Source organism: Halomicronema hongdechloris C2206, from assembly GCF_002075285.3.
In the GTDB taxonomy this organism is placed as follows: domain Bacteria; phylum Cyanobacteriota; class Cyanobacteriia; order Phormidesmidales; family Phormidesmidaceae; genus Halomicronema_B; species Halomicronema_B hongdechloris.
In genome coordinates this window covers 1064266-1083623 of record NZ_CP021983.2, presented here as the reverse complement: position 1 = coordinate 1083623, position 19358 = coordinate 1064266, and the positions used below count along the sequence as shown (strand labels likewise).

Sequence of the window (19358 nt, the reverse complement as noted above, 5' to 3'; positions counted from 1 at the left end):
AAGAGATGACCTGGTCCCTCGAACAACGCGCTAAAGATGCTTACCAGGCTCAGCGCCAAGCCGTCGCTACGTCCCTGGAACCCTTACTGGGCCAGAGCAGCACCGAGTTGGTCGCCGACCTGGACCGCTTGGTTCCCCCTCAGGTGTGGTATCAGTCCCTGAGCTATCGCACCGTTGAGTCCTGGCGCCGCGAGCGTCGCCTCGTGTGCAAGCTCACCACCGCCGCCAGAATAGAATTATCCTGACCATGGCCTGACCCAATGGGCATGGTTTCAATCCTGATCCAACCGGCATCGTAGTAACACCGGGCGTTTTCGAACTGGGGCTGGTTTGCGATCGCCAAGAACTCTTCCCAGGTTGCAGTGACCCAGGTATCGGTGACTAAGTTGCGGGGAGCTGGCGATACGTTGACCATGGCAGTTCGCGGTTCTATGCACCAGTGTACTTATTGTAGGCAGGGGCAAATCTGAAGTGATGTATGGACCAATCGCTCCACATCCTCCGGCGAATTCACCTTTGCTGATTCAGTGCTACCGGGTGCACCTCACTATTTATGATCCAGAAGAGGAGGTGATTGTGAAATGGCAAACGTAGACAACTACCGTCAACTCGTCCAAGATCTTTTGGAAGATTACAGCAAGGTTGACTTCAATTTCAACACTCAATCTATAGGTGTTTCGACGACACCCTTTATAGTCTTTAACTGATCAACTGTAGAGAAATATCTTCGCTCGCATGCCCTATCTAGGAGTTTGAGTTTTTCACTTGGAAAGACTTAACTTAGCTGCTCAGAATCATAAGACAACCTATCTAAATCACCTACTATTGAGCGCATCCCTTCTAAGGTGGCGGGAATACTGCGAGGATCCATAAACATGACCTTGCTGCTATCACTGCTACCAATCTGTAAACCCATGTTCAAGTATTGATACGCTAACAGAAACTGCAGTGCCTCGCGAGTGTTTGGGCTGTCTTGAAGGGCTTTTGCAATAATCTGCATTGCTTCAGAGGTGGCTTGGGCCTGTAAGACTTGTTCTTGCCGCTGGGCTTGGGCCTTAAGTACGATGGCTTTTTGCTGAGCCTCAGCATCTAAAATAGCTGCTTTCTGGCGCGCTTGGGCTTCTAATACTTCAGATTCGGCCCGGCCGCGGGCAGTATTCACAGCGGACTCTCGCTCCCCTTCTGAGGTTAAGATAGCAGCTCGCTTGCGCCGTTCTGCTGCCATTTGTAGTTCCATAGAATCTTGAACGGCTTTAGAAGGAACAATATCTCGTAACTCGACCCGAGTCACTTTCACACCCCAAGGGTCAGTAGAGATATCGAGTTCTTGCAGCAGTTTTTCGTTGATTTCAGAACGAGCCGTGAAGGTCTCGTCGAGTTCCAATTGTCCCATTTCAGAGCGAATCTGGGTGAGGACTAAGTTGACCATAGCAGCCTGTAGGTTCTCTACCTTGTAGTAAGCTTTTTCCATGTCGACAATACGCCAGTAAACCACCGCATCGACGGTGATAGAGACGTTGTCTCGGGTGATGCATTGCTGGGGCGGAATATCTAGGACTCGTTCCCGGATAGTTTGTCTAAACACTACTTTGTCGACAAAGGGAACGATGAAATTGAGTCCTGGTGTGAGTTTCTTGCCGTTATAGCGACCCAGGCTTTCTACGAGAGCCTCATCACTTTGATTAATGATTTTCACCGAGCTAGCAGCAACAGAACCACCAAAGACAAGGGCAATCAAAAAAGCAACAAAATCCATTGTTTTATCTCCTTAAAATGCCATCAGCAGTCTTGGCTTAATATCTCAATCTCGCAAAGCAGTATCCGGAAGGACCAATAGGGTATTGCCCTGGCGGCCAACCACAAAGACCAGTTCATCTACTGCGATCGCACATTGGTTGTCTTCGCAGCGAGCTGGCCAGGAGTTACCGTCATAGAGCACCCGTCCAGTCTTCCCCGGCGGAATCAGGGTCAAGGTTCGCGCCTCAGTGGGTTGGGCCAATGTATAAGGGGTGCGCCTAGGCACAAACCGACGCAGCAGGGCAATGCATACCAGCGATAGCACCATCCACAGCAGTACCTGCAAACTAAAGGAGGTTACCCACAGAGCCACCAGAGCGACCACGAATGCACTGATGCCCAACGTAGACTCCACGAATGCCGTCGGTAGAAATAACTCCATCAAGCAGAGCACTAATCCCACAATCAACCAAAATAGAGGCAGACTCATGGCAGGTATGGATTTAAGTTGGCTGGTGGCACGGCATGGGGAGGCATGCTTAGAAAATTAGAAAGATCCACTAGGATTAGTCTAGTCTTCAGGATAAGGTCTCGACCCTCGTGATTAGCTTGTCTTAAACTGCACTGTGTCTATGAACCGTTTCGAGTCATCCCGATCTCGTGCTATGCCCTATCTTTGGGCAGTTGGCAAAGGGGTCGAGGCGATTCCGGTGGGCAACCGGATTGCTGATCGCTATGAGGTCATGGCCCCTCACATTTGGCGTGACACCAAACCTCAGCAGCTAGCAGTCGCTGACATCCCGGTACCCGAATTAGTTCAGCCCTATTTACGAGCCTATCCTCACTCGCTGCATCTGCCGCAAGTCTATGGCTGGATAGAGCAATCTGATGCGGCTCCAGTGTTACTGCTAAGCAATGCCCCCATCCATCCTCGCTCCGGCAAACTATATCCAGCCATCGGCGACGCGTTAAGTCAAGCAACGGCCCTACGCCAAGCTCACTGGTTGTGGCAGATGTTAACCCTGTGGACCCCCCTGCAGACCTTAGGGGTGAGTGAAAGCCTCTTACACCCAGATAACCTACGGATAGAGGGATGGCGACTGCGATTGCGAGAACTTGACAGGAATGCTACCTCACCGAGCCTAGCCCAGTTGGCCGCCCTGTGGCGCAGCTGGTTACCCGATCTGCAAGCAGAGCTGGCAGAATCTGTGGAGACAGTCTGCCAGGCCATGGTAGAGCCTGAGGCTGATATCACCCAACTCAGCCAGCAGCTGAATACTATCGTGCTGCATCAGGTCAGCACCGTTACTCTACATCTCCAGATAGCAGGGGGAACCAGTGTTGGTCAGCAGCCGCGCAATGAGGATGCTTGCTATCCCGAGGGACTGATGGATAGCAGCGATACTGAAGCCATGCCTAGACTGGGGATTGTCTGTGATGGCGTCGGTGGCCATGAGGGCGGTGAAATTGCCAGTCGATTGGCAGTGCAGTCCTTGCAGTTACAGCTGCGAGGTCTGTTCTCTCATGCAGAAGACGCCAATGAACCGCTACCCCCTGAGCTCGTTAGCCAGCAGCTGGAAGCGGCGATTCGCGTGGTGAATGATCTGCTGAACCAGCAAAACGATAGCCAAGGACGCTTAGAGCGACAACGCATGGGCACCACCTTAGCCTTGGCCCTGTTATTACCGCAGCGGCTACAGACGGCCTCCGGTTGGCAACCGGTCAGTGAGTTGTATATCGCCCACGTCGGCGATAGTCGTGTTTATTGGATCACCCCCCAATACTGTCACTGCTTAACGGTGGATGATGATGTGGCGGGGCGAGAAATTGAGGCAGGTCAGTGGCCTCAAATCGCTCGTCAGCACTCCCAAGCCGGAGCTCTAACCCAGGCCTTGGGAACCCGTTCAGCAGCTTTCCTACATCCTCATATCCAGCGGTTCATTCTAGATGAGGAGGGAGTACTGCTGCTCTGCACTGATGGCTTGAGCGACTACGGTCGGGTAGAGCAGTCTTGGGCTAACTATATTGGCCTGATTGTCAAAGACATTATTACTCTCGAGGATGCGGTCAAGGCTTGGTTGGAATTAGCCAATCAAAAGAATGGCCACGATAATGTCAGCGTCGTGCTCATGCACTGTAAACCGAGGCTTAAGGCCACGGCTGAGATGGCCTCCTTGGTAAACCAGCGCCAAGACCAAGCGGTTACTGACGACTTACCTGCAACCTCCAAGGCGTTACTCTATGGCGAAACGCCAGATAACGATGCTCAACCAACGCCAGCTCCCAAGCCTGATCCTAGACCTTCGTCCGTTTCCTGGAGGCGCCTAGGTTGGATTCTAGCCGTGATTGTGGTGGCAGTAGCCTTAAGCAGCTGGTGGTTCTTAGCTCGCAAACCCTCTACTCCTGAGTCACCTGGCCCATCTCAGCAGAGCCCTTAGGAGAAAGACCATCCTATGCAAAGATAATAGGGTTGCCAGGGCGATCCCGGCTGTCATCTCAGACAAATAGGGCTGGCCCGTTTGAACCAATTAATCTGTGTTCGTATGAAAGTTGGCGATCGCGTCCGCGTTAAAGACTCTGTTATCTTTTACCACCACCCCAAGCATCGCAATGACGCGTTTGATGCTAAGGGGATGGAAGGAACGGTGGTGAAGGTGTTATCGGACTACCAAGGTCGCGTAATCAGCGCGAATTATCCGGTCCGAGTTGAGTTTCCCCTTGAGGGTGCCAAGCGCCCCTTTCGAGCTCACCTACGAACCGATGAGCTGGAAATTGTGGAGGAGGCTAATTAACGGTCATGAGCCTTGATGATTAGGAATTATGCTCCTCGTCAGGGTGAGGAAACTGTCTGCTGCTAACGGGAAGTGCGTCGCCGCCAAAACCAACCGAAGAGATCGATATCGGTAGCCATGGCCGCCAACTCCCGCTGATGCTGTCGGGATACCTGGGTATACCAACGGCAATAGTGCTCAAATTGATCGCGATACTCGATTTCTTGGCGAAAATCGTGGGCAATTTGGTGTAGTTCCAGGCTTTCAATGGACTGCTCAGGGGTAATTTGCCGTGGGGAAAAGGCCTCAAACATTGGAGTCGGGGACTGGCTAGACTGGCCCTATCATAACCGCTAGGCTGGGCAAGGTCGGTCTCAGGGGAATAAGCTGCTAGGGACTGAGCGCTGAACGGGGCAACTTAATTGTTGAGCTCAAGTCATTGCTGCCCTCTAGACTCAGGGGCAGATTAACCACAGCAGTTTTCCAGAGGCGTAACCAAACCAGATAGGATGAGTACCAGGGTTAAGTCGGATTCTTCCGAACCGTCCCTGTACGTCGCGATTCATTGAGAGCACTGAGCATGTCTTTGTTCGACTGGTTTGCTAACCGACAAAAATCTGGTCCCATCAGTGAACAACGGCAGGAGCGAGAGATTGCTGATGGCCTGTGGACCAAGTGTGAAGCCTGTGGAGTGCTGACCTATACCAAGGATCTGCGGGCTAATCATTGGGTCTGCAACGACTGTGGTCATCACCATCGAATTCACAGTGATGAACGGATTCGCCAGTTAATTGATGGGGATAGTTGGCATCCCTGGGATACCTATATCCTGCCTCAGGATCCGCTCCGGTTTCGCGATCGCAAAGCTTATACCGATCGATTACGGGATATGCAGGCCAAGACAGGGCTGACGGATGGCGTACAGACAGGGTTTGGTAAGCTGCAGGGGTTATCCGTGGGTCTAGGGGTGATGGATTTTCGCTGCATGGGAGGCAGCATGGGCTCGGTGGTGGGGGAAAAGCTCACCCGGCTGATCGAGCGTAGCACTGAAGCACGATACCCGGTAATCATTGTTTGTGCCTCTGGCGGAGCCCGCATGCAGGAGGGCATGCTGAGCCTCATGCAGATGGCCAAGATTTCTGGTGCCTTAGAGTGCCATCGGCAAGCGGGATTGCTCTACACCCCGGTATTATCTCATCCCACTACCGGTGGCGTTACGGCCAGCTTCGCCATGCTGGGGGATATTATCATTGCTGAACCAAAGGCCACCATTGGGTTTGCCGGACGACGGGTAGTGGAGCAGACGCTGCGGGAGAAATTACCTGACGATTTCCAGACGGCAGAATATCTGTTGAATCATGGCTTCGTGGACATTATCGTCCCCCGGACTCAGCTCAAGAGCACGTTGGCCCAGCTGATCCGCCTGCATCAGCCTTTTGAGTCTCCCTTGCCCTCTGTGCTGCGGCAGGAAATCAGTCCCCTGGTAAGTTCCCCGAGTCAGATGACCCATTCTTGAGTACTACTGTCATTGTGGTGGTTACTGAGGCCGATCGCTTTGGGATCGTCCCTTTCGGTGGCATGATAGTGGTACTAAACCTGATTAATGTCCAGACTTGGAACATTTGCCTACAAGCACTCTGGATCGTTACTGGACCTGGTTTAGAGTGGCTCAAGGGCGGGAAACTCCTGCCACCCATCGATTGATTCAGTTGATAGCGGTGGTTTGTGGGTACCCTGCCAGTCGCAGAGGGTTGACACTGATGTTCGGTGGTTAAGCATTTGTGACTCGACCTGGGTAAGCCTACCCATGGTGCTTGAGCCAGGCTGTGTTGCATGTCTGATATACCAAGCCATACATTCGAGGAGAACCATGCTTAGGAGATGCATTTGGCTGGTTGCGATCGCAGTCTTCTTCGTCAGCCATCTGATCATGGCACCCGCGATTGCGGCAGAGCTAGATGAAGCCACCCGGACCGTCAAGCTCAATCCTGAGGGCGATACCTTAGTCTTGAGCCAAGAGCAGGTAATTCGGGGACGTAATCGCTTTAATAACGCCTGTGGCTCTTGCCACGTAGGTGGTATCACGAAAACGAATCCAACCGTGGGGCTAGAGCCCGAAGCATTAGCTGGAGCTTTGCCCCCTCGGGATAATATTGAGGCTCTGGTCGCCTTTCTCAAAGAACCGACCACCTACGATGGAATGGACGATATTTCCCAGATCCATCCCAGCATCGAGAGCCGTGATATCTTCCCTCAAATGCGTAATCTGACCGAAGAAGATCTCGTGGCCATTGCTGGCCATATCCTGCTACAGCCCAAAATCATTGGTGATATGTGGGGAGCTGGGAAAACCCGCTACTCCGCCCCTTAAGATACAGAATGGGCTGTTGTCCACGGGGAATCATCTTCCCAAGCGCTGCTTCCACCTGAGCGTACAGGCTTGGCTTCAGAAGCAGCGTTTTGTTGGGTTTCAGAGGGTGTTGGCCATGTATCGCAATCGCCATAAGCTTGAGGTGATTGCCCCCCAATATTCCCCGAGTCTCAAGTGATGCTTACAGCGGTTCTCAATTGAGTGCAGTACTGATTGGCTTAGAGTTAGATCTTCCCAGCCTTGCAGGTCAAGTGCCATCCTATGCTTTCCCTTGGCAAGGGGGCGGGGGAGATTTTCTCGCCCTGTGCTTGACCCGATTGAAATTTGCTGTGCGCCCTTTGAGTCAACCTTTTCCACAAGCTAGATCTGGAGGGTCGCTCGGGGACTATTCCAGACACCAGTCTGGACTGGGTATATCCTGCTCAAACACCCTCTCTGAGTCCGGTTGATCTGACTTAACGTCCTATGGAGCGGTCAGAAACCACTCAGATGCAGGATAAAATACGTTGGCAGAGAATGAACTAGAGAATCAGCCGATTAGAGGTGATTATGAAACTCGTAGCTCGTGTCGTTCGTCGTTTTGGTATTACTTTTCTGGCTATGGCCCTGGTGGTGGGTAGCCTACTCGCTGTGGCCGCCCCTGCCCATGCCAGCAACGTCGAAGTGAAGATGGGGTCTGATGCGGGACTGCTGGTCTTTGAACCGGCGACTGTTACCGTGCAGCCTGGTGACTCAGTGACCTGGGTCAATAACAAGATGGCTCCCCACAATGTCATTTTTGATGCGTCGGGAATCCCCGGCGACAAAGATTTGGCCACTAAGATTTCCCACGATGCGTTGACCTTTGCCCCCGGTGAATCCTACAGCACGACCTTCACCGAGGATATGCCTGCGGGCACCTATAACTACTACTGTGCCCCTCACCGCGGTGCCGGCATGGTGGGCAAGGTCATTCTAGAGAAGTGAGCCTACCTCTGTTGAGAGGCTAAAGAGAGCTCATAAACTGCAAGGGCTCATAAACTGTAAGCGAGCGAGGCTCAGCCCCGCTCGCTTGTCGTAGTGGACGCGGTGAATGATCGGTATGGAGCAAGAGGATCTGGGGCTTCGCAGCCCATAGTGCGCAATGACTGGGCTACAGAGTACCTCGTTGCCTTGGCCCTAAGCCAGTAGAATCACTAGCAGCAGGAAGCCCATGACTGAAGCTCCAGATTGCCAGAAAATAGCGAATGTAATTTTGTCAGCCATGATAATCTCCTCGTGAGTGGCGTTCTACTCGGGTTCCTTTTGATACCCTTTAAGGCTAAGCAATTCCTCGACTCTTTACCGTGACGGCAAGATGAAGAAATGGTGATCCTGGGGATAAGGCCGTGTGAGGATAGGCAGTAGTTCTGGTGATATTCATCACACTTAGCGGCTTGCTAAATCCAACCTAAACCTCGATGGTTGTTCCCTATTCATCTATATATCTGGGCTGAGCCCAGCGATGCAGCCTAGTATGCCAAGGCAGAGTCGGTCTCCCACTTCCCACACCCAACAACAAGGCAGAAAGGGAGATCCTGATAAACACAGCCTTGTCGCTCTAGTCAATGGAGGCATTATTTCTGCCGCAGAGTACTAGATATTGTTGGCTTCAATATTGGCTTCAACCTCGCCGCACTGTTTTCCGCATAGGGGAATAACCTCAGGTCGGTTAAACCACTGTAGGCAAATCGTCCTCTAAGCAGCGTTGACTGTCATCCTAATGGGGCACGGCTGGCGCCGAGTTCGAGCCTATGCTCGGAGAATTGTCAAGGTGAAGGGGCATTGGGGGTGGTATTTGGCAGTGCTTTTGGGGATTCCCGCTTTGAATGGGCTGGCGGCAGTTTGGATGGAGTTAATGGGGCAAGATGCGATCGCACCGCCCACCCTATCTTTAGACGCCTGGTTGACAGCTGCGCTGCTGCGGGGCACAGAAGGTCCAGTGGAAGAAATTGGCTGGCGCGGGTTTGCTCTTCCCATGCTGCAACAGCAATACAGTGGATTTCGGGCCTCGATCATTCTCGGCTTCCTGTGGGCGTTGTGGCATGTTCCGGTAATCGTACTGGGTCGTTCAGTAGGCGGAGGACTCGCAGGGGCTTTACCGGCCGTCTTACTCCTGTTCTTCGCATGCACGACGGCAGTATTCAGACTCTAGATGAGGCCACGCCGCCGGAGGACGCACCATTGCCACGGGCCCCTATGCGGGCGTGGGCAGGGCCAACCCCCTGAAAAGCACCTTTATCCAGGGCTTTGAGCTAACTGAGCAGGAACGGCAGGACTTACTGGCCTTCCTCAACGCCCTGACCGACAAAATCTTCATCCAAAATCCGGCCTTGAGTGATCCCCACCAGGAGTGACCCCGTGGACAGTTGACAACACCAGCTTGGATCTCAGCATTGGCCCTGGCCATGGGGTATCTGCCGTTCAAATTGGGCCCCCAGGCACCGGGCCCCAGTCCCGAGGAGGGGATGGGTATGCCTACAGCTCAAGGGGTGATCAGGGGAGTGGCGGTGTGGCGCCAGAGTTGCTCTAGGCGACTGGCGGGTAGGGTCATGTACAGAATATCGCCGCTCTGCAGCACAAACTCCAGGAGATCTAAGCCGTGGATGGTGTGCCCCTGGGATTCGATATAGAGGGGGACCAGGTCGGTGGTCGGGGCCAGGGCCTTAATCGTCTGCTGGCAGAAGGGATGGTTCGGGGTAATCAGGGTTGCGATCGCAACCCACAGGTGGTGACCGGCCATGCCATTGCCCAAAATTCGCCCTCCCAAGGCCGCCGCCGCGAAGGCTGGAGCCGCCAGTTCCGTGGGGCTCATGACCTGGTCAAACTCAAACACCTGCTGCACTTGCTGGGCAAACTCAGGATCCTGGTTGCGCACCACCACCGCCAGTCGCGGCGCCACACTGCGAGCCGTCAGGGCAATTTCTAGATTCACGGTGTCATCGCTGGTCACCGCCACCAGGGCCGCCGCCCGCTTCAGCTGCACCGTCTCCAGAGTTGAGGCCAGGCTGGCATCCCCAATAATCACGGGCAGATTTAGGGCCTTGGCCGCCCCCAAGAAACGACTCTGGGCATCCCGTTCGATCACAACCACCTCATGGCCGAGGGTTTGTAGCTGAGTGGCAATGCGATAGCCCACCCCCCCTAGGCCACACACCACATAGTGCTGCTGTTGCGGCAAGCGGGCCACATTCCAAAATTCATGGAAGCGGGTGCCTAGAATGAAATCATTGAGCAGGGCGTAGCACACCCCAATCACCCCGGCCCCCACCAACATCATCACCGCCGTAAATACCTTGATAGCAGCGGTAGCGGTTTCGGCCACCTGCTCCTGGCCCCCCGCCCCGGTAATCATGCCCACCGCAAAGTAGAGGGCATCGACCAGGGAGGTGTCCAGACTGGTCCCCACATAGGTACCGGTTGCGATCGCAATCGTCAGCATCAAGGCCAGCAACACCGTCAAGGCGGCGCGACTGCGTCGACGCACCTGATGTAAGGTATTCATCAGCCTCCGCCAGGCCTGGGCCGCTGAGCGCTGATGGGGACGCGAGCGGGCCGGACGCGTGGCCACGATCAACCGATCACCTGGCTGCAGGCGATGCCCCGCCATCACTGCCGACACTAAATCGATACGGTGCTGCGCTGACCAGTAGTAAATCAGCATCCGCTGACGGCTTTCCCATAGCCCCCGCAGCGGTTGTCCCCGCCAGGGATGATCCTCGCGGATGATTTCCTCGTGCATGGGCCAGGTGGTGTCAAACAGGCGAATTTGTCCGATGGCCCGGTTCCCCAAAGCCGCAAACGCAAACAGGGGACCGGCTAACGCCGCCACGCTCATGCTGACGTGGCGAGGCAGGGTTTGGTCTAGGCGTTCCCCCAAGCTGGCATTAAACAGCCGATTGATAATGCGAATCTGGGGATTGAGCAGGCGGGCTTGGGTGAGAATGGCCAGATTCAAGGCATCATCCGAGTTAGCCAGCAATAATGTATGGGCCACCTCAATGCCAGCCCGTTGCAGGGTTGCTGCCGCCTGCAGATCGCCGACAACGATGTCATGGCTAGGATAGCAGCCCTGGGGCAGAGGCGTCGGATTGACCCCAATCACATCGGCCCCTTGTTGCCGCAGTAACGAGAAAATCCGGAAGCCGGTACGCCCTAACCCGCAGACAATGATTTGCGGTTGCCGTGGCAAGGTTGCGTCCGGGGTGGGGTGAGTTATCCCATTGCCGAAGGTCATGGCGAAAGACTGGCCATTGGTTAATTCTCTATCATCGGCAATTGCAGCAGGCCATACTGTAACTTAAAGTACGCCTAACCGGGACCAATCCCGCTACAGCCAGCCCTGCCCCTACTGCCCCCAGGGATGCGCAGGTCATATTTATCGGGACCATTTCCAATTAGTTGAGACCGTCTTTGTCCTGAGCGCTCAGGGCCTCTGCCGTGGGGATACGCCATTGCTTTGTCCGACACGGAAATTCTGCCTTCTTAGAGTTTAGAGTCTGGAGAGTTTAGAGCCTGGAGAGTTTAGAGCCTGGAAAGCGTCAATATTGACTATCCATGACATGATCTCGAGATAAAACCCCAAGCCTATTGCGAACAGTTCCGATCTGTGATGCAATAAGTCTTGCTGGCATTTGCTGAGAATATTTGTCATTACCACCGATGGGTGGAGGCTTTTCGTGAAGGACATGGATGTCTATGCAACCCTCAGCCTTTGATAATCAAGGCTCCGTCGCCGCAGATAGGCCGACAGGTCACGACAGCGGCATTTTCTGGACTCCCCTGTTGCGATCGCTGGGCTGGTCCTTACCAGCTACGGCAACGGAGGGTCTTTGTTCTTGCCTTAACTGGCTCTATCGAACCGGACAACGGCACACATTCAGCCAGGGTGTTCTCGATCGGAGTGCGGCAACTTATCGCGAAGTGCTGCTACTGGTTTCCATGAACGCGGTTGCCAGGTTCGCGGCCACTCTCATCCTGGCGGCTGCACTCCAGTAACGCCCCAGCTAAATAACGCCCCAAGTTAACAGCCTATCAACCCACAACTGTCCCTCACCATTATCACGGAGACTTCCCATGAAACACCTCTCTAAAGATCGCCTAACTGCAACCACGGTATCCCCTGAGGAGATATCCCCTGAGGACGTCCCTCAATCATTAAGTCCCTCGAAACGGGCCGAACTCTGGAGTGGTCGTCTGGCCATGGTGGGGTTTATGACCACTGTGGTTGCGATCGCAGCTCGAGCTACCCTTTAATGCCTTACGATTTACGATCGCCCTATGAATACTGTGTCTGATGCGATGGCGCTCTCTGGCGTACCGCGTACCCTGTTGCTAACCACTCGGGCCCGGGTAGAGGAACATCAACGGCCGGATGGCATTTTCCGCGACCCTGATATCGCCCAGTGGTGGCCGGCATTGTCCTGGGATCCGGCCCTAGACCCCGTCTATAGTCCCTGGGTTCAATTGAGCTGGGCCGTGCGGGCCCAGGTGTTAGATCAGATGGTGCAGCGGCATCTGGCCACCTATGCCAATGTCGTGGTGGTAGAACTGGGCGCCGGCCTCTCTACCCGCTATTACCGGGTGGGCCAGGGCTGCCGCTGCTGGCTAGAGCTAGATGTGCCAGAGGTGATTGCCCTGCGGCGCCAGGTTGACACCGAGACCAGTCAGCATCGGTTTTTGGCGGCCTCAGCCCTGGATAGTCGCTGGCTAGATGCCGTCCCGGCAGGGCCGCCGGAAACCCTATTGATCCTTGCAGAAGGGCTGCTGATGTATTTTGAGGCGGCCCAGGTGCAGCAGTTGATTACCCGGCTCAAACAGCGCTTTTTGGGGGCGACCTTTCTGTTTGATGCCGTCGGCGGTATTACCCAGGGGCGGTGGGCCCAGCAATTAGCCCGGCTAGAGGCGCCCCTGCGATGGTTTATTCGGAATGAGCACGATATTCCGGCGCTGGGGTTGTCGGTGCTGGAGGTGCGATCGCTGCCGCAGGACATTTGCCGCTATCCCCATCGCCTTGGCTGGTTTCGCTGGGTGCCTTGGCTGAGTAAGCTGCCGCCTTTCCGCAATGCCAGCTTAATCCTAGAAACCAAGCTGAAAACCTAAATCCCCCGATTAGCCATGGCAACGCTGACGCGATTCCCAGACTACCTCCCCCGCTACCTAGGGCAACGGCAACGCATTGTCCTAGCCACAGGCTTGCTGGTGCTGGGCTTGGGCATCGTTCTCGTTTTGTCGCTGACCATGGGCTCCGTGGCCCTAACGGGATCCGAGCTGATGGCAGCGGCCCTGCGGCAGGGAGATGCCATCCACCAGACCATCCTCTGGGAGTTGCGACTGCCGCGGGTCTTGGCAGCCCTGGTGGTAGGGGCGGCCCTGGGCCTGGCCGGGGCCCTGCTACAGGGCATGTTGCGCAATGGCCTGGCCAGTCCGTTTTTGTTGGGTATCTCGGCTGGAGCCGGGTTGATGGTGGTGTTGGCGGTCGGCGTAGGGCTGGTGCAGATCTGGGTGCCCCTGGGGGCGTGGTTGGGGGCTGTAATGACCACGCTTTTGGTGTATCTCTTGGCCCGCACAGGCACCACGATATCGGTGGAACGCTTGATTTTAGGGGGGGTGGCCTTTAGCTCCTTTTTCGGCGCCATCCAGTCGCTGCTGTTGCTACTATCTCCCGATGGCCAAATTCAAGCGGCATTGAACTGGCTAATCGGTAGCCTCAATGGTCGCGGCTGGAGCGAGGTGACCCTGGTGGGGCCTGGCATTGTGGTGGCCCTAGGGGTTGGCTGTTTGCTGGCCCGGCAAGTCAACCTATTGAGCCTAGGGGATGATCTGGCCACGGGCCTAGGCACTTCCCTGATGCGATCGCGCTGCCTGATTGGTGCTGTGGCCACCCTGCTCGCGGCTGGAGCCGTCAGCATTGCTGGACTAGTGGGATTTGTGGGGTTAATTGTGCCCCATGGCGTGCGATTACTCGTCGGCACTGACTATCGGCTAGTGTTGCCATTTTCAGCCCTGGGAGGTGCCTTGGTGTTATCGGCGGCAGACCTGATGGCCCGAGCCGGCCCGGTAGAACTGCCGGTCGGGGTGGTGACCGCCGTGTTGGGGGCCCCTGTCTTCATCTGGTTGCTGCACCGTCGTCGCGCGCAGAGGAGGGCTATAGTCATGCCCTTAGAGGCCCGTCAGCTTTCTTGGTGTTCTATGGCGATCGCACCATCGTTGCCGCGGTCAATCTATCCCTGGCGCCCGGGGAATGGCTCAGCTTGATCGGAGCCAATGGCTCTGGGAAATCCACCCTGCTGCGGCTGCTGAGCCGTATCCTCCAGCCTGAAGCAGGGAATGTCTCCTGCTGCGATGGCCATGATATTCACACCCCTACCGTCCCCCGCGTGGCCGCGCTTTTGGCCCTGCTGCCCCAGCAACATCCCTGCCGACTAACCTCACGGTGTATCAACTCGTCAGCTTGGGCCGCTCCCCCCATCAACCCTGGTGGCAGTGGGATCTAGATGCCGCCGGCCGGCAAGACAGGTGGGACACGGCATTGCAGTGGACAGAGCTAGAGCATTACCGCGACCGTGCCGTCGCCGATCTCTCTGGGGGGGAACGACAGCTAGAGCTTTCTTGGCCCTGGCCTTGGCCCAAAACCCTAAGGTGCTGCTGCTAGACGAACCGACGACCTTTCTAGACCTGCACTATCAGCTGCAGCTACTGGAGTTGCTCAAGCGGCTGAATCGTCAACGGGGGCTCTCTATCATCACAGTGCTCCACGACATCAACATGGCAGCTCGCTATAGCGATCGCATCGCCCTGCTGCGCCAAGGCCAACTCTGGGCTGTGGGATCGCCGGCAGAGGTCCTGACACCAACCCTAATGCGCCAGGTCTTCGATGTAGAGGTCGCCCTGCTGCATACCCCCGTGGGGCTGCAAATGTGTCCCCTAACTGCGAGCCCCCTCACTTCTGAGGTGTGAATTTTCCTAGGCCACCCCCTCTAAATTCACCCCTGCCAACCCAGCTCGATCCTCACCCACACCCTGTTTTGACATTGGATGACACCAAGGATGACACCGATGACTCTGGCACCTATTCTATTGAGAAAAAATCCTCTTTGTAGATCCCTGCTGTTGACGTTGCTCCTCCTGGCTGTCCCCCCAACCCCTGGGATGGCAACCGAGATGGCTGTCAACGACGATCCTGAAATCTCCCTGGAAGCAGGAGATCTGGGCGAAATCATTGATCTAACTGAAGCCTTGGAAGCCAACCTAGGCCCTGAATCGGGGTCTTCAGCGCTTGCCTCCAATGGTAATGAATCCGATTTAGCATCCGATGCCCCTGCCCCCGCCTTCCTGGCCCAAGACATCCCCGAGGGAGGCACGCTGCGCATCACCGTCACCGGCACCCGTACCCCCCGCGATGTGGAGGATTTGCCCGCCACCGTCACCGTCTTTGAATTAGAGGATTTCAACTTCTATCAAATGCAAGACCTGCAGGATCTGGTTCGATACGAACCGGGGGTCTCTGTGCGCAACAATCGTCGGTTTGGGCTGCAGGATGTCAATATTCGGGGTCTGGAGGGCAATCGGGTGCTGTTTCAACTCGATGGCATTCGTCTGCCGGAACGGTTTGAATTTGGCCCCTTCAATATCGGCAGAGGTGATTACGTAGACTTTGCTACCCTGCAAGCGGTGGAGATATTGCGGGGACCGGCCTCTACTCTGTACGGTAGCGACGCCCTGGGGGGCGTGGTCACCTATCGCTCTCTGGAACCCAGGGATTTACTGGGCGACGAGGATGACTTCGCCGCCGATGTGTCATCAGTGAGGTCGAGGATATTTTGATTGATCGCACCCGGGTCAGCCTCGCCTACAGCTATGACGCCCCCGAGAGCCCATCCTTCTTAACCGGTGCTGAGGCTCAGCTGTTTTATCAAGAGGCCACCACGACGGAGCTATTGGAAGAAACCCGGGCTTCCGGGTCGGCTTTCCCGGGACAACCTGTGTTTAGGGATACCGAGAACCGGTTTGTTGCCGACAGCTATGGGGGTAATCTGCAGCTGCGCAGTGACTTTACCACCGGCAGCGTCAGCCACCGTCTCACCTATGGACTGGATGTGTCGAATACCTTCAACTCTCGCCCCCGCGATCGCATCGAAACCAACCTCAACACCGGGGAATCCACCAACGTCATTCCCCCAGATACCTTCCCCGTGAAGGATTTTCCCGATGGCAATACCTTGCGGCTAGGGGTCTATGCTCAAGATGAGCTCGAGGTTGGCCCCCTTGATATCATCGCTGGCTTGCGCTTCGATCACTATGATCTCAGCACTGATCCAGATGAAGCCTTCACCCGCAATGGCGCAGAAGCGGCTGATTTAACCGCATCAGCCTTTTCGCCGCGCATTGCCCTGCTCTATGAAGCCACCCCAGAACTCTCTCTCTATGGCCAATATGCCCGTGGCTTCCGGGCGCCTCTATATAGCGAGATCAACAGCGGCTTCACCAATTTAACCAGTCCTTTCTTCAAGTACGAAACCCTGTCTAATCCTGAGTTGGAACCGGAAACCAGCGATAGTTTCGAGCTGGGGATTCGGGGGAACTTTCCCCAGGTCGATTTTCGCCTCACCGGCTTTTACAATACCTACGACAATTTCATCGAGACCTTTGTCGGGGCAGGCACTCGTTGTTTGGTGGATGTGGATCCCTGCCCGACCTTTGCCCCTCCCTTTAGTTTCGATACCCAGGTGGTGAATCAATTCCAGACCCAAAATGTGGCCCGGGCGCGCATTTATGGCATCGAGGCCGGCGGCGAATACCGCTTCGACCCCAGGGGCTATGGCTTTAGTCTCCTGGGTAGTCTGGCTTGGGTGCGCGGCGATGACCTCACGGCCGATCAGCCTTTGCCGTCGGTCAATCCTCTCACTGCGGTGGTCGGGCTGCGATACCGGGCCCCGGAGGATCGGTGGCGGGCTGAATTCCTCAGCACGATTGTGGGTAAGGCCCGCACGCCGGAGGACACCACCTTCTTTGTGCCCGACGCCTATGCGGTGTTTGATCTGATTGGCAGCTATGACCCCACGCCCAATCTGGGGCTGAGTCTGGGGGTCTATAACCTGCTCAATACGGAATACTACGCCTATTCCGAGGTCCGCACAGTTGATGCGAATGCCCCGAATATCCAGCGTTTTACTCAGCCCGGCATCAATGTCCGCGTCGGTCTGAGCTATCGTTTCTAAGTTTGGTTTTGCGATCGCATAGGGTTACCCAAGTAGGAGACGTCGTTATGGATACACACTGGTTGAGACGATTACTGCTGGTCGCGATGCTCGGTGCGATCGCAGCTTGTGCCACCCCCCCCACTCCTGTCTCAGAAATCCCAGACAATGGAGCCGAGACAACAGCAGCGGGAGAGACGGAGCCGACGACAGCCACGGCTGCAACGGCTACCCAGATCGTCGCCCTCACCGCCCTCACCGCCGATATCATCCATACCCTGGATGACGACACACTAGTGGGAATCCCAGGCAGCCGTATCCTGCGAGAAGATGACCGTTTCGCAGACCTAGCCACCGTCAGTGAAGGCCGGACTGAGCCAGATTTAGAGAAGATCGTGGCCCTGCAACCAGACTTGGTCATCGGTGCCAAGGGCTTTCACGACAAGACCCTAGAGCGCCTACAGGCAATGGACATCGAGACACTGACAGCAGAGGTCAACAGTTGGGCCAGCCTCAAGAGACTAACGCAAGACCTGGCCCAGCGTATCGGCCGCGACCCGCAGCCTCTCCTAGCCCGCTACGATGCTTGCCTAGCCCAAGCACCCGCCACAGCCCCCACGGCCCTAGTGCTAGTGAGTCGCCAGCCCCTGTTATCTCCCAATCAAGACAGCTGGGCCGGGGATTTCTTGGCCCAATTTAACATTGCCAATGTAACCGCCGACTACCAAGGAGAAAGCCCCTTCGAGGGATACATTACCCTCTCGGCAGAAACAGTGTTAGCGGCAAATCCTGAGGCGCTACTGATCGTAGAAACCGGCGATAACTTACTGGAGCAACTGCAAGGCGATGCCTTCTGGAGCCAATTGAAAGCCACCCAAACCGATGCCGTCTATCGCTTCGACTACTTTGGCTTAGTGAACCCAGGGAGCATCGCTAGCATCGAAGCGACCTGTCGTAAACTGTCGCAGTTGTAACCGAGTCTCTCAACATCAACCCTCGCCAAGGCTTTTAAGGTGTGGACTATGAGTTTAGATCGTCAAATATCAAGCCGGTACCCTTGGGGGCATCCAGACCTATCAATTTCAACCGGTCTCCTAACTTAAGCCCAACAGGCTGGCCAGTAATGCTTTTTGGGCATGTAGGCGATTTTCGGCCTGATCCCAGATCCGTGATTGGGGGCCTTCCATCACCTCATCGGTAATCTCCTCACCCCGGTGGGCCGGCAGGCAATGGAGGATGATGGCGTCAGGATTAGCCTGGGCCACCAGGATCTGGTTGACTTGGTAGGGTTGAAAGGTGGGAATGCGGCTATCGGCCTGGGCTTCCTGGCCCATGCTGGCCCAGACATCGGTGTAGAGGACATGGGCTCCTGTCACCGCCGCTTGAGGATCATCAGTGATCACGACCTGGGTGCGATCGCTCCCCAAGGTTTGGGCCTGCTGCACAATCACCGCATCTGGGGCATAGCCAGCAGGAGTCGCCACTCGAATAGTCATCCCAGCCAGGGCACAGCCCAATAGCAACGAGTGAGCCACATTGTTACCATCGCCGAGATAAGCCAACGTGAGCCCTGATAGCTGACCGAAGGTTTCCCTGACCGTCAACAGGTCAGCCAAAATCTGGCAAGGATGCTCCCAATCGGTGAGGGCATTGATGACTGGAATCTCAGCGTAACGGGCAAACTCTTCCAATTCCGCCTGAGCATAGGTGCGAATAGCAATGATATCTAGGTAGCGAGACAGCACCCGGGCGGTATCGCGGGTCGGCTCGCCGCGGCTAACCTGGGTGACACTGGTATTGAGATCGAGTACCTGACCCCTCAATTGTCCAATAGCTGCGGAAAAACTGACTCGGGTGCGGGTAGAGGCCTTATGGAACAGCAGTCCTAGAGTCTTAAAGGACGTCGCGGCTGGGGATTGCCCCTGCTTCATGGCCGTGGCCAAATCTAGCATGCCGATCAACTCAGCACTACTCAGATCAGCCAGACTCAGAAAATCCCGTCCTTGCAGCGATTGCATGGCCATCCTGATAATGTCTTGCAAGACTAAAACCCTACCAGATTTTTCCGGCACCTGCCTGCTTCAGCTGGCTGGTGTCTTCCGCCCTCCGCTCAGGGCAAGCCCATCTACCCATCTACTCGTCTACCCTGTTTCACACGCCATCCTGCCATAATTTTTCTCTGGCTAACTGTGGCTGCCTCTGGCTTACAGCGTTTCTGAATCTAGCGAGGTACAAGGATGGTCATGAATCCCTTGATGTCAA

23 protein-coding genes are annotated in these 19358 nt (G+C 55.5%); 18 read left to right on the top strand and 5 right to left on the bottom strand.

The features are described 5' to 3' along the window. Positions 1 to 5 precede the first annotated feature (5 nt). On the top strand, positions 6 to 245 hold the full coding sequence (locus XM38_RS04995; RefSeq protein WP_088429250.1) for a hypothetical protein: 240 nt from the start codon (positions 6 to 8) through the stop codon (positions 243 to 245). A gap of 530 nt (positions 246 to 775) precedes the next feature. Here the strand turns inward: XM38_RS04995 and XM38_RS04990 are convergent. Beyond that, positions 776 to 1756, bottom strand: a complete 981-nt coding sequence (locus XM38_RS04990; RefSeq protein WP_080806319.1) for an SPFH domain-containing protein — start codon at positions 1754 to 1756, stop codon at positions 776 to 778. Between the two features lie 45 nt (positions 1757 to 1801). Next, a complete protein-coding gene (locus XM38_RS04985; protein WP_088429248.1) occupies positions 1802 to 2227 on the bottom strand; it encodes an NfeD family protein in 426 nt (141 codons plus the stop codon). Positions 2228 to 2402: 175 nt separating this feature from the next. Between XM38_RS04985 and XM38_RS04980 the strand changes: the two genes are divergently transcribed. Both XM38_RS04980 and XM38_RS04975 read left to right on the top strand, forming a co-directional pair. Continuing rightward, complete coding sequence (locus XM38_RS04980; RefSeq protein ID WP_225889187.1) at positions 2403 to 4175, top strand: PP2C family protein-serine/threonine phosphatase; 1773 nt, start codon at positions 2403 to 2405, stop codon at positions 4173 to 4175. Between the two features lie 105 nt (positions 4176 to 4280). Then, entirely contained in the window at positions 4281 to 4529 is a 249-nt protein-coding gene (locus tag XM38_RS04975; protein WP_080806313.1) for a ferredoxin-thioredoxin reductase variable chain, read from the top strand. Between the two features lie 62 nt (positions 4530 to 4591). On the opposite strand, the gene XM38_RS04970 is transcribed toward XM38_RS04975, so the two are convergent. After that, positions 4592 to 4822 carry a hypothetical protein gene (locus XM38_RS04970; protein WP_080806311.1) on the bottom strand — a complete coding sequence of 77 codons (231 nt, stop codon included), beginning with the start codon at positions 4820 to 4822 and terminating at the stop codon, positions 4592 to 4594. Positions 4823 to 5088: 266 nt separating this feature from the next. On the opposite strand from XM38_RS04970, the gene accD reads away from it, so the two are divergent. From accD to XM38_RS25745, 5 genes are all read left to right on the top strand, one after another. Further along, positions 5089 to 6024, top strand: coding sequence for an acetyl-CoA carboxylase, carboxyltransferase subunit beta (gene accD, locus XM38_RS04965; protein ID WP_080806309.1), 936 nt, complete (start codon positions 5089 to 5091; stop codon positions 6022 to 6024). Positions 6025 to 6378: 354 nt separating this feature from the next. Beyond that, positions 6379 to 6879: a photosystem II cytochrome c-550 gene (gene psbV, locus XM38_RS04955; protein ID WP_080806306.1), complete on the top strand. Its 501-nt coding sequence runs from the start codon at positions 6379 to 6381 to the stop codon at positions 6877 to 6879. 549 nt (positions 6880 to 7428) lie between these two features. Then, positions 7429 to 7845: a plastocyanin gene (gene petE, locus XM38_RS04950; protein WP_080806304.1), complete on the top strand. Its 417-nt coding sequence runs from the start codon at positions 7429 to 7431 to the stop codon at positions 7843 to 7845. Between the two features lie 760 nt (positions 7846 to 8605). Beyond that, on the top strand, positions 8606 to 9052 hold the full coding sequence (locus tag XM38_RS04945) for a CPBP family glutamic-type intramembrane protease (protein WP_137455012.1): 447 nt from the start codon (positions 8606 to 8608) through the stop codon (positions 9050 to 9052). 52 nt (positions 9053 to 9104) lie between these two features. Then, positions 9105 to 9254, top strand: coding sequence for a hypothetical protein (locus XM38_RS25745; RefSeq protein WP_187329283.1), 150 nt, complete (start codon positions 9105 to 9107; stop codon positions 9252 to 9254). Positions 9255 to 9382: 128 nt separating this feature from the next. On the opposite strand, the gene XM38_RS04940 is transcribed toward XM38_RS25745, so the two are convergent. After that, positions 9383 to 11134 (bottom strand): potassium channel family protein, encoded by a 1752-nt coding sequence (locus XM38_RS04940; RefSeq protein WP_080806300.1) that lies wholly within the window; start codon positions 11132 to 11134, stop codon positions 9383 to 9385. Positions 11135 to 11589: 455 nt separating this feature from the next. Here XM38_RS04940 and XM38_RS04935 point away from each other — a divergent pair, with 455 nt between their 5' ends. The 10 genes from XM38_RS04935 to XM38_RS04900 all read left to right on the top strand — a co-directional run bounded on the left by XM38_RS04935 (position 11590) and on the right by XM38_RS04900 (position 18070). Then, positions 11590 to 11895 (top strand): hypothetical protein, encoded by a 306-nt coding sequence (locus tag XM38_RS04935; protein ID WP_080806296.1) that lies wholly within the window; start codon positions 11590 to 11592, stop codon positions 11893 to 11895. A 78-nt stretch (positions 11896 to 11973) separates the two neighbouring features. Then, positions 11974 to 12153 carry a hypothetical protein gene (locus XM38_RS04930; protein ID WP_137455011.1) on the top strand — a complete coding sequence of 60 codons (180 nt, stop codon included), beginning with the start codon at positions 11974 to 11976 and terminating at the stop codon, positions 12151 to 12153. 24 nt (positions 12154 to 12177) lie between these two features. Further along, the gene (locus XM38_RS04925; protein ID WP_088429244.1) at positions 12178 to 12999 is read left to right on the top strand and encodes a class I SAM-dependent methyltransferase; all 822 of its coding nucleotides are present in this window, start codon (positions 12178 to 12180) and stop codon (positions 12997 to 12999) included. 15 nt (positions 13000 to 13014) lie between these two features. Further along, positions 13015 to 14154, top strand: coding sequence for a FecCD family ABC transporter permease (locus XM38_RS04920; RefSeq protein WP_187329282.1), 1140 nt, complete (start codon positions 13015 to 13017; stop codon positions 14152 to 14154). Continuing rightward, a complete protein-coding gene (locus XM38_RS28650) occupies positions 14082 to 14393 on the top strand; it encodes an ATP-binding cassette domain-containing protein (protein ID WP_256995529.1) in 312 nt (103 codons plus the stop codon). The genes XM38_RS04920 and XM38_RS28650 overlap by 73 nt, the downstream gene beginning before the upstream one ends. Further along, positions 14333 to 14551, top strand: a complete 219-nt coding sequence (locus tag XM38_RS27435) for a hypothetical protein (RefSeq protein ID WP_256995810.1) — start codon at positions 14333 to 14335, stop codon at positions 14549 to 14551. Before XM38_RS28650 ends, XM38_RS27435 begins: the two co-directional genes overlap by 61 nt. Next, positions 14521 to 14856: an ATP-binding cassette domain-containing protein gene (locus XM38_RS27430; protein ID WP_256995528.1), complete on the top strand. Its 336-nt coding sequence runs from the start codon at positions 14521 to 14523 to the stop codon at positions 14854 to 14856. Before XM38_RS27435 ends, XM38_RS27430 begins: the two co-directional genes overlap by 31 nt. 192 nt (positions 14857 to 15048) lie before the next feature. Beyond that, positions 15049 to 15723, top strand: coding sequence for a TonB-dependent receptor plug domain-containing protein (locus XM38_RS04910; protein ID WP_187329281.1), 675 nt, complete (start codon positions 15049 to 15051; stop codon positions 15721 to 15723). After that, positions 15720 to 17117 carry a TonB-dependent receptor domain-containing protein gene (locus XM38_RS04905; protein WP_187329280.1) on the top strand — a complete coding sequence of 466 codons (1398 nt, stop codon included), beginning with the start codon at positions 15720 to 15722 and terminating at the stop codon, positions 17115 to 17117. The genes XM38_RS04910 and XM38_RS04905 overlap by 4 nt, the downstream gene beginning before the upstream one ends. Positions 17118 to 17164: 47 nt before the next feature. After that, positions 17165 to 18070 carry an ABC transporter substrate-binding protein gene (locus tag XM38_RS04900; protein WP_080806291.1) on the top strand — a complete coding sequence of 302 codons (906 nt, stop codon included), beginning with the start codon at positions 17165 to 17167 and terminating at the stop codon, positions 18068 to 18070. 120 nt (positions 18071 to 18190) lie between these two features. Here XM38_RS04900 and argF read toward each other — a convergent pair whose 3' ends face one another. Next, positions 18191 to 19114: an ornithine carbamoyltransferase gene (gene argF / locus XM38_RS04895; protein ID WP_080806446.1), complete on the bottom strand. Its 924-nt coding sequence runs from the start codon at positions 19112 to 19114 to the stop codon at positions 18191 to 18193. Positions 19115 to 19358 lie beyond the last annotated feature (244 nt).